This is a genomic window from Stenotrophomonas sp. YJH_SMC_119 (assembly GCF_059368315.1).
Window position 1 is genome coordinate 1 of the sequence record NZ_JCAFRP010000019.1, and the last position, 16,051, is coordinate 16,051.

Here is a 16,051-nt window from a genome sequence, read left to right on the forward strand (position 1 = left end):
ATCCGGTACGAGCCAAGGCTGCGCGCGTTTTACGCTGGCCTGAAGGCCAAGGGCAAAGCGAGCAAGGTGGCGCTCGTGGCGGTCATGCGCAAAATGCTGGTGATCCTCAACGCCCGTAAGCGAGACGCCGAGGTGGCCCTCAGCTGCCCCTGACAAGACAGTTGCTACTGCCGAGCGGCTTCTACTGCCCGGCCTGCTTTGGTGGGTGCCGACCTTGGTCGGCACTGAGGCTGGCCCAGCCTTCCACGCATGGCGTGGATCTACTGCCGAGCGGCTTCTACTGCCCGGCCTGCTTTGGTGGGTGCCGACCGTTGGTCGGCACTGAGGCTGGCCCAGCCATCCACGCATGGCGTGGATCTACTGCCGAGCGGCTTCTACTGCCCGGCCTGCTTTGGTGGGTGCCGACCGTTGGTCGGCACTGAGGCTGGCCCAGCCATCCACGCATGGCGCGGATCTACTGCCGAGCCTGCCGCCGGGTGCTCTCCTGCACCCGGCGGCGCCGTGTCGGTGGTCCTCACCGCTGATGGCCGCTCCCTGCCTTCGGTGCCGTCCTGGCTGGGGCCGCTGCCGTTCCGTGGCGGCTGGCCCGATGCTGTTCGTTCTTTCGGCCCGGTCGCATCCACGCATGGCGTGGATCTACTGCCGACCTTGGTGGGCAGCAACGTGTGCCGACCAAGGACGGCACCTACCGGCGCTGCGTGCCCTCGTCGCGACTTGCCTGCGGGAACTGGAAGGCACTGTTGGCGTCATAGCCGCTGTTGGCAGTGTTGCCACGCGCCGGCGGATTGATGGCGCTGGTGCCACTGCCGAAGCCGAGGATCTGCACGCTGATCACCGACGGCTGGTTGCGCCGTGCCTCGTCCTGGCTCTTGCGCATCACATCCTGTGCCGCCTGGCTGGCGCTGTTGGCTGCCGCACTGGCCGAGGCCAGCGCATTGACGTTCACCGATGCCAGCACCGGCAGGCCCTTGCTCTCGCCCTGTACCTGGATGTTGGCGGCATTGAGCACCTGCAGCGCCGCCAGGTTGATGTTGCCCGAGACGCGGATACCGGCCTCGCCCGCGTCGATGGTGCCAAGCGGTGCGATCAGGTCGACGTCGCCCGGTCGTACTTCGGCGATGGGGTTCAAGGTCGCGATGCCGGCGCCACTGGCGGGAGCCTGCGGCGACAGGATCACATTGCCCCAGCCGTCATAGACGCGACGCGGTGGCGTGTACAGCAGCGTCGTCTGCGAACCGCGACCGGCATTGATGTCACCCTGCTCCGACCACGCCAGGATGTCGCCGCCGAACGTGGTCATCACCCGCGACAGGCCCAGCAGCACGCTGTCCTGGCTGAACAGGCGGATATCGCCCTGCCCCTGGGTGACAAGGCCGGCGCTGGCAGGTGGCACCACGCCCTGCACACCGATCACGATCTGCCCACCCGGTGCCATCAGCTCGATGTTGCCGCCCGCCTCGGTACGCACGCCGGAGCCACCGTACATCACGATGTCGCCGGTACGGTCGATCGTCGCACCGGCCGCATTCCTGTCCGGCATCAGCGTGGCGATGGCTTCGCGCCCACGCAGGTAGGAGCCGAAGCGGGGCCCTTCTACATCGGTATATTCCCTTCCACCTTCGCGCAGCTCGGCGTAATAGACCTGGCGCAGGAAGATGCGCTGCTGTTCCTGCGGCAGCGCATCGAACGCGGCCAGCGCCCCGTCGCCGTCGGCAGCCACGCCGAAGCGCTGCTGCAGCCACTGCTTCAGCTCCTGGTTGTAGACCTTGACTGCCTTGCCCGGCTGCGATGCAAGCGATTGCGCGGGATCGGCAAGGTTGACTGGGTCCAGATAACGGGCACGCAGGGCCGCGAAGTCGATCTGCTGGTTGCCGGCCGTCAGCGCGATGCTGGCGCCGGGACGGGTGTCGCCCTGCACGATGCCACCGAGGCTGACGATGCTGCCCGCATCCTCCTGGCGCAGCTGGCGGCCGGCACTGATCTCGGTGTTGCCGGGGCCAGCGATGGTCGCGTTCAGATGCACGATGTCGCGGCCTGCCGCCGCCACCGTGATGTCGGTGGGCGCGGTGTTCAACGCGGTCATCGACACCCCGAGGATGTCCCGGCCTGCCCGCAGTTGCACGGCGCCGGCGGCTTCGAACCAGTTCAACTGCGTGCGCTGCCCCGCGTTGGGATTCAGCGTGCGCCGGGCGCCGGTGGCCAGGCCGATAATGTCCCCCTGCACCGCGTAGAAACGGCTCGGCGCCAGGGCCGCAGACACGGAGGACAGCGGAGTATTCGGACCGAACGCAAACAGCGGAAGCGACGCGTCCGGCGATGCAATGTTGCCGTCGACCGAAAGGTTGTGCCGCGTGCGGGTCACATTGCCTGCGGAATCACCCTGCTCGGCCATGAATGCCGGGTCGAAGGGTCCCGGCAGGCGCGCGTCACTGGCCGAGCGCGCGATCTGGGTCGCGCCAGGCTGGGCGAAGATGCCGCCACCGGCCAGGACGTCCAGCCGTCCTGTCGCCGAGGGTGCCAGCAGGATCACATCCTGCGTCCCCGGCGTGGTGCTGATCCGGTCCAGCTTGATGTCACCCTGCGCAGCAATCGCGCTGAAGCGCGAAGGATAGAGCCAGTAATTCAGCAGATCATCACCGCCACGCACAACAAGCTGGACCTGCTCGCGCCACAGATTGCTGCCCGTCACGTTTTCCGGCCCGGCGAGGCCTGGCGCGAGGTCACCACCGGCACTGAACAGATCCACGGCCGTGTTGGCGGTCCACAGGGAGAACCACGTACTGCCTGCAGCGCGCGCGCCATCATCCAGCAGCACCGCGCTGTAGTTGGCCAGCGGAACCCGGCCGGCATCGGCGACGCCGCCGAGCACCACATCGCCCCGCGCCTGCAGCTGCGCGACCGCATCGCCCAGCACCAGCACCGGCCCGCCCATCGGGCGAGCGGCGTCGGCGGCGAACAGATCGGCCGCACGCAGCTGGCCCAGCGTCGCGTAGCTTTCCAGGGTGACGCCCATTGCACCGATGCGTCCCGCATCCAGCTGCAGGCTGCCACGCAGATTGCTGAAGGTACCGTTGAGATCGAGATTCTGTCCCGCCCTGGAGGCATTGAGGCTGGAGAACGTCGCCCGCAGATTCGGATTCAGTGCGCCACCGATACGCAGTTGCAGGTCGCCGCCGCCGGTCAGGTGCAGCTGGCCATCGCTGACCCGGCCGGTCGATCCCACCGCCGCGATGATCGCACCCGAGCGCGGTGCGATCGTCGAGTCCAGCGCGTCACCTATCGCATCGCGCACGCCGGCGTCACGCCCGGCCTCCAGCGTCAAGTTGCCGCCGCCCAATGTACCGAAGCCGGTGAAGCCGACCATCCGCGGAGAGGCGCCAGCAGCAGCGGACACGTTGGTGTAGGCGCCAAAGTTCACCCACCAGCTGGTCGGCACCGGCTCCACACCGGTGGTGCTGCCGGTTCCCTGCCGCCACAGCCAATTGCCGACCGCGGCACTGGAGTACAGCGCCCAGTCGCGCTCGCTGGTGCCCGACTCTGCGCGCCCGGTCCAGACGTCACCGACGATATCTCGCCCGGCTTCGACGCGCAGGTTGCCGCCATGATCGGGATACCAGGCCTGGTAGCCGGCCAACGCGGCATCATAGCTGCCCGGCACCAGGTTCGGACCCAGCAGTGCGGTGTTCCTGGGGGCTGCTGCACGGGGCGAATTGAAGGCAGCGTCGCGGCCCTCGCCCAGCGTGGTGGGAGCGCCCGCCGTGTACACACCGAAGCCGGACTTCATCACGACATCACCGGCAGCGAGCAGTTCGAGGTCCCCCTTGCCGGTGCGCAGCACGCTCCACGCCGGCGTGCCTGCGCGCTTGCCGTAAGTGGTCACTTCGGTCTGCGTGCCGCCGCCGGCGCAGTAGGTGGGCGCCGTGCTGCAGAACTCGTCTTCGGTCATGCCAAACATCGCGGCGAAGTCCTTCGCAGGGGTGCCTACGTAGGACTCGTCGCCCCAGTAATCCAGCGAGCCCTGCGCGGCCACCTGGCGGGGGGCCGGGCCGCAGTAGTCGGCCGACATCGCGCAGAACTCGTCTTCGGTGAAGCCGAACATGTCGGCCAACTCCGCAATCGGACGGCCTGCATAGGAGGTGTCGCCGATCCAGTCCAGCGATGCCCGCTCAGTCAACGCACGATCACCCACCCAGATGATTTCGGTCTTGACCGTACCGATCGAGCCCTGGTGGGTGTCGGCCAGCACCACGCTGCCTTCACTGCCCCAGCGCCGGCTGCGTGGGTCGGCTGCCCCGGCATCGGCACCGGCAACCACGGTCAGGTCCCAGGAGGTGGTGCCCTCGGCCAGCATCGGCGCCAGCGCCCAGTTGCGCCCCTGGTTGCCGCCGGCATCGGCCGGCCGCAGATTCACCGGCCCGTTGCCGGGCAACTCCACCTTGGTCAACGATGGGATGTACGCGCCCACCTTGAGCTCGACTTCCCGTGCCAGGCGCAACGCAACCGGCAGCGTCGCGCCGGCGGGCCATTCCTGTGCCGCCATCTGTACCGCACTGCGCAGGCGGAAGCCGGCCCCCAGGCGCGCACCGGCCGCCAACACCAGCGGCTCCTGCAGCACGGTGCCCGCCGCCAGCGTCTGCCCGGAGTCGGTGGTCACCGCCGCACCCAGCACCGTGCCCGCTGGCAGGCGCAGGTTCTGCGAGATCACCATCGGCGCGGGCAGCACGGTACCGACCGGAAGCGTTACCGATTCGACCGGCACGTCATAGTTCAGGCGGGTGCCGGCCTGGAACTCGGTGCCGGGCTGCAGCTTCACTCCGTCCACCGGCACCACCAGGCCGCCGCCAAAGGGGGTTTGCCCCGCGCTGCCATTGCGACCCTCATACAGCTGCCAGCCACCCTCATCCGGCGTGGACGGCGGCGGTGCGAACCCATCGTTGATGCTGCCGTAGACGTTGATGTTGCCTTCGGCCCGCAGCACCAGCGAGGCCGATTCGCCGAAGCCACGCCGCGATGGATCGGCGCGGTTGGCTTCGGGCCCGTAGCGGTAGCCGGACAGATCGATGTCGCCGGCAATGGTCAGGTCGCCGTCCGGGTTGGCATCGCTGCGCCGCGCCAGCACCTGCACGCCGGGACGAAGGCGGACATCGCCCAGCGCCCGCGTGCGCTGCTGCAGATCCGCGTTGTCCAGCGCAGCATCGATCCAGGCCACGCTGTGCGGATCGACCACCTGGTCCAACCACTGCTGGGTGACCAGCTGCGCGCGGTTGCCGCGCACGTCAGCGGTGGCTGCCAGGGGCGCATCGTCGTAGCGGCGAACACCATTGAGCTGGATGTCGGCCGCGCCATCGATGCGCAGGCCGGTGGCCGCGGCAATCGCCGCGTCGTTGCTGCCCAGCCGCGGCACATCGATCTTCAGCGTGCCGCGCGGGGTGCCATCGTTCTGGCCAGGACGTCCACCGACGGTAACATCGCTGCCCGCACGCAGGTCCAGCTGCGCCGCGCTGCCCAGGCCGACGGCACCTTCGGCGCTGCCCAGCGTGATGGTGGCCCGGTTTGGACTGTCGATGATCTTGCCATGGCTGTCCACGCGCAGGCCGGTACCGTGCGCGTCCAGCGTGCCGTCCACCTGCAACTGATCGCGGGCGTACAGGCGGATGCTGCCGACCTGCTCGCCGCTGGCATCGATGCGGCCGGCCACGGTCAGGCTGCCCGCATCGACGCTGATATCGACCCGGCGCGCCTTCACTTCGTCGCCGATCCGCAGATCACCCTCACCGATCTGGAAGCTGCGACCGCCGACGACGCCGCCGGCGGTCAATCGCTGGTTGAGGCCGGCGAAGTCCTGCAGCTGGCGTGCCCGCACCACCAGTTCGCCACCGTCGTAGGGCACCAGCGTGCCACCGGCATCGTAGCGACCAGTGGCGGCACCCTGCAGAACACCGGCCAGATCGGCTCGGCCGGCCATTGCGGTGACCGTCAGGCGTCCGCCTCGGTTGTTGCGGGCGGAAACATCGATGCGGGAGGCCGCATCGGCGCGGATGTCACCCGTGTCGCTGGACAGCAGGACATCGCCGCCCCAGCTGAACTTGTCCACGTCGTACAGCGAGACCTTGCGTCCGGCCAGATCCAACGCGGCCCGGCTGCCAAGCGTGATGCCCTGGCGTGCGTTCGCCGACAGCCGTCCGGACGCCAGCGCGACCGTGCTGTCCAGCGTGATCCGGTTGGCGTCGATGCTCAGCTCACTGCCCAGTGCATCGCCACCCGCCTTGCCGGTGCCCCCCTGCAGGCGGAAGTCGCCGCCGGTGCGCACGCGCAGCCGCGCGGCGGGATCGGCCGTCAACAGCGGTGTATCGATACCCAGGCTGCCTCCGCTGTACTGCCAGCCCTTGTCGGCCAGATAGTCGCCGCGCTGCTGGAACACGTCCAGCGTGCCCTGCGCGGAGAACGACAGCTGCTCCGAAGCACTCAGGTTCAGCGCACTGAATCCGAGCACCTGCCGGTTCGCAGGTACTTCAGAACTGGGACGGCTGAATGGCGCCCGCCCCAGCTGCAGCTGGCGGGTAAAGATGTCCAGCTGCCCGGCGCCGAGCCGGTCCACCATCGGATCGGCCGGCGGCACCGACGCGTCACTGCCCGGCGCTTGACTCGCCGCCAATGAGCCGTCCCAGACCAGCGTGTCCACCAGGATGCGCGCCCGGTCAGTCGCAGCACCGTAGCCGCGGATGGCCTGCGCACCAAGCACGAGCGTCTGCAGGCCACTGCGGCCGGTGGCACTGTCGCGCGCGTCCAGGTCGACGCTGCCGAACACGTTGACAGAGTCCCGCGCGACCAGGCTCAGCGTGTCCAGCGCCGGCGCGCCAGTGGCATCATTGCCGCGCAGCAGTTGCTGCAGCACGGACTGGTTCATGGTCATGCCACTGGGCAGCGCCCCTGCCGCAGCGGCCAGGGCGATCGCTTCGGCACTGCCGAGGTTCAGCGCCGCCATGCTCAGGCCGAGCTGACGGGTGCCATAGCTGGCCGAGTCGCGCATCTGCAGCGCGCCATCGGTCGCTACCGCGATGCTGCCATCGGAAACCAGCCGGGTCTGGCCGTCGCACGCCGTCTGGCACCCCCCGATGTCGATCGCCACTGGACCGGCCTCCACCCCGGTGGTGCCGGTGATCAGGTTCAGGCGCTGGTTGGACACCGCCAGCAGGCCGCCGGAGACCTGGTAAGGCAGGGTCGCGCTGGCATTCGCGTTGGCGGATGCGAACGACAGTGTATCGAGGGTCGCACCGGCCTCGACCAGCACGCCGCTGCCACCGGAGGCCGCTGCCACCAGCACTTCCGGTGCGTTCAAGGTGACGCCGGAACGGATCGCCACGCTGCGCGCCTGGCCGGTCACCGCCACCTGCGAGGCCTCCTGGTTGAACTGCCCGCCGATCATCATCCGCGCCGGCAGGAAGGCATTGAGCGCGTCGTCGCTGAAGGTGGCACCGCGATCACGCGCCTGCGATTGCGCACCGCCGTCGACGATCTCCAGTGAACCGACCGCCGGGCTGGCCAACGTGGCTGTCAGCGTGCCGCCTCGCCCGTTGTCGGTGGCGGCGCCGAACCGCGCGGTGCCGGCGAAGCGGATGGCAGGCGTGTCTGCACGACCTGCGCCTTCGCCCAACGCAAGGGTCAACCCGAGCGCATCGATGGTCTGCCAGCCACGCGACTCGCCGCGGCGGTCGGCCACCGATTGCGCGAAGCTGTTGTAGGAGGTTTCGTTGTAGCCCGAGTGCCGGCGTACTACTGCGGCGGGGGTCAGCAGGATGTCGGTGAGCAACGGCGAGATTGCCGTGCCCAGCGCCGTGCGCTGCTGCCCGGACACACGCCAGGTGCCGGTACCGGTCGCGATGGGTTGCGCGATGCCCGAGGTGCCGGTGGCGCCCAGCTCAACCCGGAATGCACCGGGCTGCAGCGCATAGCTTGCCGGCATCAGCGTGTAGGTGCCTGCTGCCAGGCCGGGCACGCCCGCCGGCACGGTGATCTGCTGGCCCACGGCCGGTGCGGCGAATCCTTCCTCGCCGCTGGGGGCAAATGTCCCGGCGCGTCCCGGCACGATCGCATACACCGGGTTGCCCGACGCACTGAATCCATAGCGCGGATTGGCGTCGGCCAACGCCGTTCGCAGCACGTCGACAGAGCCACCGCGTCCTGACACAAAGGCGGCACCGGTCAACTCACCACCGCCGGACATGTCCAGCAGGGCCCCCGGCGCCACCTCGATCTCATTCGCCTTCAGGGTCACCCCCATCGAGGAGATGCCGGCCGGCGTCAGCGAACCCAGGCTGCGCGTACCGACCCGCCAGTCGACACCATCGACGGTGCCACCATAGGGCAGCGACAAGCCGGCGCCACTGGTCGAGGTGACGCTGCCTGGCAGCAGTTCCACCCGGCTGCCGACGGTTCCGTTCTGGATAAGGCCACCCAGCTGCAGCGTGCCCATCGGCGCCTGTACGTTGCCGCCCTGCTGCACCGTGGCGGCCACCAGGCGAAGCGTACCCAGCGCCGATTCCGGCGCCGGCTTCGTGTCCGCACCGGTGCCGTGGATGCGCAGCACGGCATCCGGATCGGTCCAGTAATCAGCGGTCTGCACGGTCTGCGCCGACGCGCCGGCCACCAGCGTGCCGATCGCGCCTGTGGTGGGGTACAGGCGCGCAGCGGTCACGTCCATCGAACCAGCCGTCATCAACGCGCTGGTGTTGCCACTGCTGGCAATGCCGTTGGTCAGGCGCACGTCACTGCGGCTTTCCAGCGCCACATGCTTGAAACCCGGCAGCCAGGTGACGTCGCGGATGTCGATCAGCTCGGCCTGCACCGCCAGCGCGTGATCTTCCGGCCCGGACGAAGCGACCGCGGCGGTGCCCTGCAGGTTCTCGCCCGGCATCTGGCGCCAGCGTGCCTGCGCCAGGCGAACGTAGGGCGCACTCAGTCGCAGCCCAGACGATAGCCCGGCATCCACGGCCATGCCCAGGCTCGAAGTGCCCTGGCCGTGGATGCGCAGGCTCTGGGCCAGGCGCAGGTCGACGTCGCCGACCGCGCGGATGTCACCGAACACGGACAGGTTGTCGAAACCGCCGGCCTGCAGCTGCTCGACCGACAACGCGGCGTGGCCATATTCCAATGTGGCCGGCAGTGGCTGCGCCGGTGCGCTGTGCTGGCTGAGGCTGATCGCACGCGCTCGCAGTACCTCGTCGCTGGCGCCACGTGCATGGATGCTCCCGCCAAAGGCCAGGCCAAGCGTGCCCCCGCGTGCGCCGGCACCACCGGCGGCCGCGTCCATCCCGCCGTCCAGGTACAGCGCGTTGGCCGAACGCAGCACGATCTGCCCGCCGTCGCTGTCCACGCGCACGCGGCCCTGGCCATCGATGTCCAGTTCGGCCGACGCGCCCCGCGCCTGCAGGCGCGCACCGCGTTCGACCACCACGAAGGCTTCCGGTGGTCGGTTGTCGACGAATGCGGTGGTCTCCCAGTCCAGCGCCCCGCCAATCTCGATGCGCCCACCTGCGCGCACCTGCCCGCGCAGGCGGCCGCTGGAATCGGGCAGCGACATCGCGTCTGCATCGGCATCCAGCAGCGCGCCTTCGGCGAAACGCCAGGTGCGTTCGGTGCGCTGCCCGGCGTACAGCGCGTTCTCCGGGCGCACATCGTCGATCAGGATGCGGCCGCCCTTCGCGCGCAGCGTGCCTTCAACATCGATGTTGCCTGCACCGAGCAGCGAGATCGTCTGCCCTGGATCGACCGCCACCAGTGCATCCTTGCCAACCCGAAGGTCACCGCCCACGCTGTTGCGCTCCGAACGCAGGCTGATGCTCGCACCCGCGCGCTGGCTGACGCGCCCGCTCGACGGATCAGCGCTGTACAGTGGCGCGTCCCACGCTGCCAGTGCGGACGCCCGGTCGGTCGCCATCCGCGCGTCCTGGGTCAGGCGCAGGCCTGGCAGGGCAGCGACCAGCCGCGCGCCATCGGCCACCTCCACACCCTGGTGGCCATTGATGTCGTACTGCGCGAAGCCACTGCCGAACAGGCCGGGGTCCAGTCGCAGCGATGTGCCCGCCAGGTCCGCATCGCCCAGCCGCACCTGGCCACCGGTCCCCAGCGAGAAGGAACCACCCCCCTGTCCTCGACCACTGAACCGGCTTCCGTCGCCCAGTTGCACCCGGCCACTGCCGTCGGTCGTCACCGTACTGCTGTTCGCCTGCAGGCTGACGCTGCCGCCTTTGCCGATATGGGCCTTGCCGCGCAGGTCCAGCGCAGCACCGGCCTCGACGTCAACCGTTGAGTCGGCGCCCACGGCCACGTCATGACTATTGCCCAGGCTCAGGCGGCCGCCATCCGTCCAGGCACCGCTCGCGTCGCGCGGCGTCGCCAGTGACGCATTGCTCCATTCACCGGAGAGATCGATCCGCGTGCCGTCGGCGATGGCGGTGCGCGCGCGGCCATCATGCAGCAGCGCCGTCGGCCGGCCCTGCACATCCAGCAGGTTGCCCGCCGACAGCTGGCCGCCGGCGATGCCGATGTCGCCTGCCAGTTCCACCTCGCTGCCGGTCAGGTTGAGCTGTCCGCCTGCCTGAAGCCGAAGGCTGCCGTCGATGCGGATGCGATCAGCGGTCGCCAGGTCGATCCGTCCCCACTGCTGGGCACTCAGCTCTGCGATATCCAGCCACACGGTGCCACGCCGCACTTCGTTGACCGGGGCCAGCAGCGACCACGCGGCCTTCGTCCGAGCCTTGTCATCCAGGCGCACATCCGAGCCGAACACACCGCTGCGGCCCTGGCCGTCGTAGCGCCCCAGGTACAGCTGCGCATTGCGCGCGACCGCCGTCTGCGCCTGCGCATAACCCTCCAGCGCGGTATCCGGCCTGCGGTTCTGCTGCGCGCCCTGGAAGGTAGCCGTCTCAACCTTTCCATCCAGCACCGCGGTCGGTGCGGAGATGATCAGGCGTCCTGCATCGCGGCCGACCGTGTATCCGTTATCGACACGCTGCGCCGCGAATACAATCGGATCACGGAAGGTCTCGGTGATGCCCCAGCGCTCCTGCTTTACTTCATGGCCGCTGTACAGGCCATCGAAGAGCATCTCCGCCGGCGCGTCATCAAGGCGGTAGACCTGGCCATCGACGCCGCGCACCCAGCTCTGCCGGATCACGCCGCTCTGCACATCCAGGCTGCCACCGGCAAGGTTGATGCGTGAGCCGCCATGCGTGATCACTTCCCTGCCGCCCAGCAGGACGGTGCCTCCCTGCGCGGCCCATTCGCCGATCGAGTGCCCCTGATTGTCAAGGTAGCCGCCCACTTCCAGCAGGCCACCCGCCGCGTACCAGCGCTCACCCGCGTAGCCCCCGGTACCGGCCGGAACGTGGACCAGCCTGCGGCGGTCGACCCAGACCTCGCTGCTGGTCAGCTTGCCGCTGTCGCGGTTGTCCAGGGCATCGCGCAGTTCGTTGCCCTGCACCTTGACCTGGACATTGTTGCTTTCCATCGACACCTGTACGCCCACTGCGCCGGAAACATCCACGCGTGCCGCGTCGTCTACGTAGCTGCGGGCTGCCGCGTCGGCGATGATCTGGCCGCCCGTGGCAACCGTCAGCGAATCCGCACTGAAATGGATGTTGCCACCCGAGACGATCTCCACCCGCGACTGGTCCCGGCGATCATTGTGCTGGGACAGATTGTCGAAGGTTGCCGAGCGCGCGCCGGCGCGGATCGCGTCCTGCTCTGCCGACTCCTTGATGAGGCTGTTGCGCTGCGTATCCAGCACCGTGGCCTTGCCATCGTCCTCGACCAGCACCGCCGTGGTGGCTCCATCGGCAAGCGTGACGCTGCTGCCGGCATCACTGGTCGAAGCCAGAAGATGCACGGTGCCGCGCTGCGCCAGCGTGGTGCTGGCCACGGCCACACCGGCCTGCTCGACGTTGCGCCCGGCCAGGGTCACGTCACCCTCGCGGGCGCGTAGCAGACCGGTGTTGCGCACGCTGCCCGCCGTGCTGCCAGCGACGAAGCGCGGCGCGATTTCATTGCCGCGGGTGGTGGAGCTGGTATTGGTCGCCGTACCCACGCCGCGCCGGATCACGAAACTGTCACCGGCAGCGAGTTGCACCTGGCCCTTGCGCGCCTCGATATGGCCAGCATTCTCCACGCTGTGCCCGGCCAGCAGCACGTAGCCACCGCCGCGCGTCGCGCTGGTCGGCTCATGGGTCGCGATGCGGGCACCCTGCTCCACCATCACCTTGCCAAATGCATCGCTGAGCGCGCTGCTGCTGGCGTCGGGGCTGTACAGGCCGTTGTCACGGAACTGCGCATCGCTGATCCGTGCTGCAGCCGCCAGCAGATTGCGTACATTGACCTGGCTGTTGTTGCCGAACACCACCCCGTTGCGGTTGGCCACGAACACCGTGCCATTGGCCTTCAGCTGGCCCAGGATATGGCTGGGCCGCGCCTGCGGATCATTGACGCGGTTCAGGACTGCCCAGTCAGGGTTCTGCAGGAAGTTCAGCGTGGTGTTGCCGCCGATATTGAACGTCTCCCAGTTCAGGATCGCCTTGTCCGCGGTCTGCTCGACCGTAACCTGCACCCGCCCGTCGCTGCCCTGCGACTGGATCGCGTCGCGCGCATTGAGCCAGCCGCGGGTCAGCGGGTTCTGGTCGACGCTCAGGCCATCCTTACCCAGGCCATCAGCAACGATGAAGCCAGCCTCGCGGCGCGCCTGCCGCGCCTGTTCCTGCAGGCGCTGCTGCAGGGCAATCGCCTGCGCAGCCGTACCGAGGTTGTCGATCGACTGCTGCAGCTTCTGCCGTGCTGCATCCTGCTGCTGGGCCGGCAACTGGAACTGGATCGGCACCCCGTTGGGCATCCGGCCGCTCTGTGCCGCGCTGCCCTGGGCCGCGCCCCGCTCGGCGAACCAGCCCGGGCTGAACGCCTGCTGCGCCTGGCTGACCGGGGCCACCATGCTGCCCAAGGCGACCGCGATGGCCCACGCCATCGGATGATTGCGGCGCATCGGCGCGGCCGGATGAACAGCGGACGGGAGCGGGTGCGACATCGGAACCTCATCAACCTGGTGGGCCGCGGCTGCGGCGACGATCGGGGAGGCACGCGCAACGCATGCCCTGCCACTGATAGACGGTTCACGTGACACGAAGCCGACAGCGAAACACTGCGGCGGCCGCACCGTCGCGGAAATGGCGACGCCGGCCCAGGGGCCGGCGTCGGGTCAAGCAGGATTCAACCCGTGCTGCGGATTACAGCGGACGACCGATGCCGGCGCAGGTGCTGGGATTGTTCAGGCCGGCAGTGCTGCTGGCCAGCACGAAACGGTTGCGGATCGCATCGCGCCAGGCCTTGGTCAGCGGGATGAAGCCGTGGTCGGTGATCGACTTCTCATACGCGACGGTGTAGGTCGCCGGATAGTGGCGGGCCAGGAAGCCGCGCAGGCTGGTGGCGACGCTCGAATCCTTGTAGCACTGGCCGATCACCAGGTTGGTGTAGCCGGCGATCGGATAGCCGGCCGACGGGTTGCCGAACACCGGCACCCAGTTGGCGGGGTCCTCGGCAGCGGTACCGGTCGGCGGAGCGACGGTGTCCAGGGTCGCCTGCACACTCACCTGATCCGGCGAGAAGCCCTTGACCTTGGCGACCTTGGTCGCGTCGGTCACGCTCGGGATCACGTCCGGGCCAACGTAACCGATACGGCCTTCAGCAGCGTAGACAGCGTTGTACAGCGGGGTGCCACCGGTGGCCGGCGCGGCCACCAGGAACGCCGGCAGGTTGCCGTTGGCATCGCGCTTGTACAGGTCGGCGAAGGTCGACTTGATGGCGAACTTGCCACCCACCAGGTTCGAGGTACCAGCGTTCTCAGCCGCACAGGCCGCAGTCAGGAAGCGGCTGAACATTTCGCTGGTGCCGCTGCTTTCCGGGCGGTACACCACCTGGATCGGGCCGCTGCGGTTGGCATCGATGGTCGACCAGTCGCTGATCGCACCCGAGAACACGCCGCAGATCTGCGCCACGCTCAGGTCCACCGCCGAACCGGCCTTGTTGAACGGAATGGTGACCGACGTGGCCACCGACGGCACCTGGATCAGCGCGCCGTAGCGGTTGGCGTTGGTCGGCTGGTTGAAGTTGGTGGTGTAGGTGCTCAGCTCGGTGCTGCTCAGCACCGAATCGCTGCCGGCGAAGTGCACGGTGCCGGTGGTCGAGAACAGCAGCGAGTTGTTTTCCAGGAAGGCCTTCTTGCCGGTGCCCGAACCGGTCACGGCGTAGGTGAAGTTCGCTGGCAGGATGCTGTCGGACGAACCCTTGTAGAGGTCGGCCGGCAGCGAAGCGCCGCCGCCGGTAACGGTCTGCGCGGAGGCGGCGCCAACGGTAGCGAGCAGCGCGGTGGCAACCAGCGCGGCCAGGGTCTTGTACTTGATCATGATCTTCTCCTGAAGGGTTTACTGCGAAGGGAAACGCCAAGGGAGGAACGGTCACTACACGCCTGCTGCCGCCGAGGGCCTCCCAGCCCACTCTGCGGCGACGTGTCCATGCTGGTCCGCGCCGATGACAGGCCGCTTAAGAAACCTGTGGAAGATCGAAAAAAGGTGTGGAGGATTGTGTGGAGAATCGACCCATGCCACATTCCGACGCCGCCCGATCAACTGAGTTGAATCGACTGAATTGAATCGACTGAATTGAATCGACCTGATGGGATCGACCCGATGGGATCGACTGGGGAGAGTCGACTGTTAGTCGACTGCTTTTCGCACGCGGAAACGATCTGAATGCACTCGATCTCCGCGCTGGTCGACTAACAGTCGACTCTACCTGTGATGCGCGTTGCGCATCACTGCACCAACTGGTTCATTTCCATGATCGGCATCAGCACCGCCAACACGATCGTCAGCACTACGCCGCCCATCACCAGGATCATGGTCGGCTCCAGCAACGCAGTCAGTGCCATCGCGCGACGCTCGATCTCGCGCGAGATGGTCTGCGCGGCGCGATCCAGCAGCGGCGCCAGCGAACCGGTCTTCTCGCCACTTGCCACCAGATGCACCAGGATCGGCGGATACACCTTCTGTACCTTCAACGCAGCACCCAGCGCAGCACCTTCGCGCACGCGCGCGGACACATCGTCGGCACAGCGCGCCAGCAGCGCATTGCCCAGGGTCTGCCGCGCCGCCTCCAGTGCACGCAGCAGCGGCACGCCGGCATCCAGCAGGATCGCCAGTGTCGAGGCGAAGCGCGCACTGTTCACACCCAGCACGAATCGCCCGACCATCGGCACCCGCATGAGCATCGCGTCCCAGCGCAGGCGCAGCTCGGGCCTGCGCAGGGCCAACCGCCAGGCCACCACCAGCGCAGCGATGCCGAGCCCTGCCCACACGCCCCAGCTGCGCACGAACGCGCTGGCGCCCAGCATCATCTGCGTGAGCATCGGCAGCGTCTGCCGCGCCTGCACGAACGCGGTCACCACCTGCGGCACCACGTAGCTGAGCAGGAAGATCACGATCGCCACCGATACCAGGCTGATCGCCGCTGGGTAGATGAAGGCGGTCAGTACCTTGGCCTGCAGCGCGTTGCGCTCTTCGATGTAGTCGGCCAGGCGCTCCATCACCCGTGCCAGATCGCCGGAGTCTTCGCCTGCTCCCACCAGCGCCCGATAGATCGGCGGAAAATCGCGTGGCCGCGCTGCCAGCGCCACGGTCAAGCGCTGACCGGCACGCACGTCGGCACGTACTGCGGTGAGCGCCTGGGCCACGTGCGGGCGTTCGGCCTGCTCGATCACCGCACTCAATGCGCCTTCCAGCGGCAGGCTGGCCGCCAACAGGCTGGCCAGCTGGCGCGTAGCCCAGGCCAGCTCGCTGGCAGACAGCCGGCGAGCGCCCCAGCCACCGCCGGCACTGCGCGCGGCGCTTACCTGCACAGGGGTCAGCCCGCGCCCGCGCAGCAGCTGGCGAGCACCGCGCGGGCTGTCGGCATCCAACTGGCCCTTTTCGATGCGGCCCTGCGCGTTGGCAGCCTGGTAGTCGAACAGTGCCAT

3 protein-coding genes and 1 pseudogene are annotated in these 16,051 nt (G+C 68.3%); 1 reads left to right on the forward strand and 3 read right to left on the reverse strand.

What is annotated here, in order from left to right; all coding sequences use genetic code 11:
- A pseudogene (locus AC5P6S_RS19660) lies at window positions 1-153 on the forward strand (IS110 family transposase); the annotation flags it as partial.
- Window positions 154-685: 532 nt separating this feature from the next.
- Here the strand turns inward: AC5P6S_RS19660 and AC5P6S_RS19665 are convergent.
- From AC5P6S_RS19665 to gspF, 3 genes are all read right to left on the reverse strand, one after another.
- Window positions 686-13,069 (reverse strand): filamentous hemagglutinin family protein, encoded by a 12,384-nt coding sequence (locus AC5P6S_RS19665; RefSeq protein WP_495204724.1) that lies wholly within the window; start codon window positions 13,067-13,069, stop codon window positions 686-688.
- Window positions 13,070-13,268: 199 nt separating this feature from the next.
- Complete coding sequence (locus AC5P6S_RS19670) at window positions 13,269-14,444, reverse strand: substrate-binding domain-containing protein (RefSeq protein WP_495204725.1); 1,176 nt, start codon at window positions 14,442-14,444, stop codon at window positions 13,269-13,271.
- Window positions 14,445-14,851: 407 nt separating this feature from the next.
- On the reverse strand, window positions 14,852-16,051 hold the full coding sequence (gene gspF, locus AC5P6S_RS19675; RefSeq protein ID WP_065183864.1) for a type II secretion system inner membrane protein GspF: 1,200 nt from the start codon (window positions 16,049-16,051) through the stop codon (window positions 14,852-14,854).

What these genes read in the sequence shown, in the direction of transcription:
- AC5P6S_RS19665 (WP_495204724.1), bottom strand. Translation starts at nt 13,069, where the DNA reads ATGTCGCACCCGCTCCCGTCCGCTGTTCATCCGGCCGCGCCGATGCGC.
- AC5P6S_RS19670 (WP_495204725.1), bottom strand. Translation starts at nt 14,444, where the DNA reads ATGATCAAGTACAAGACCCTGGCCGCGCTGGTTGCCACCGCGCTGCTC.
- gspF (WP_065183864.1), bottom strand. Translation starts at nt 16,051, where the DNA reads ATGGCACTGTTCGACTACCAGGCTGCCAACGCGCAGGGCCGCATCGAA.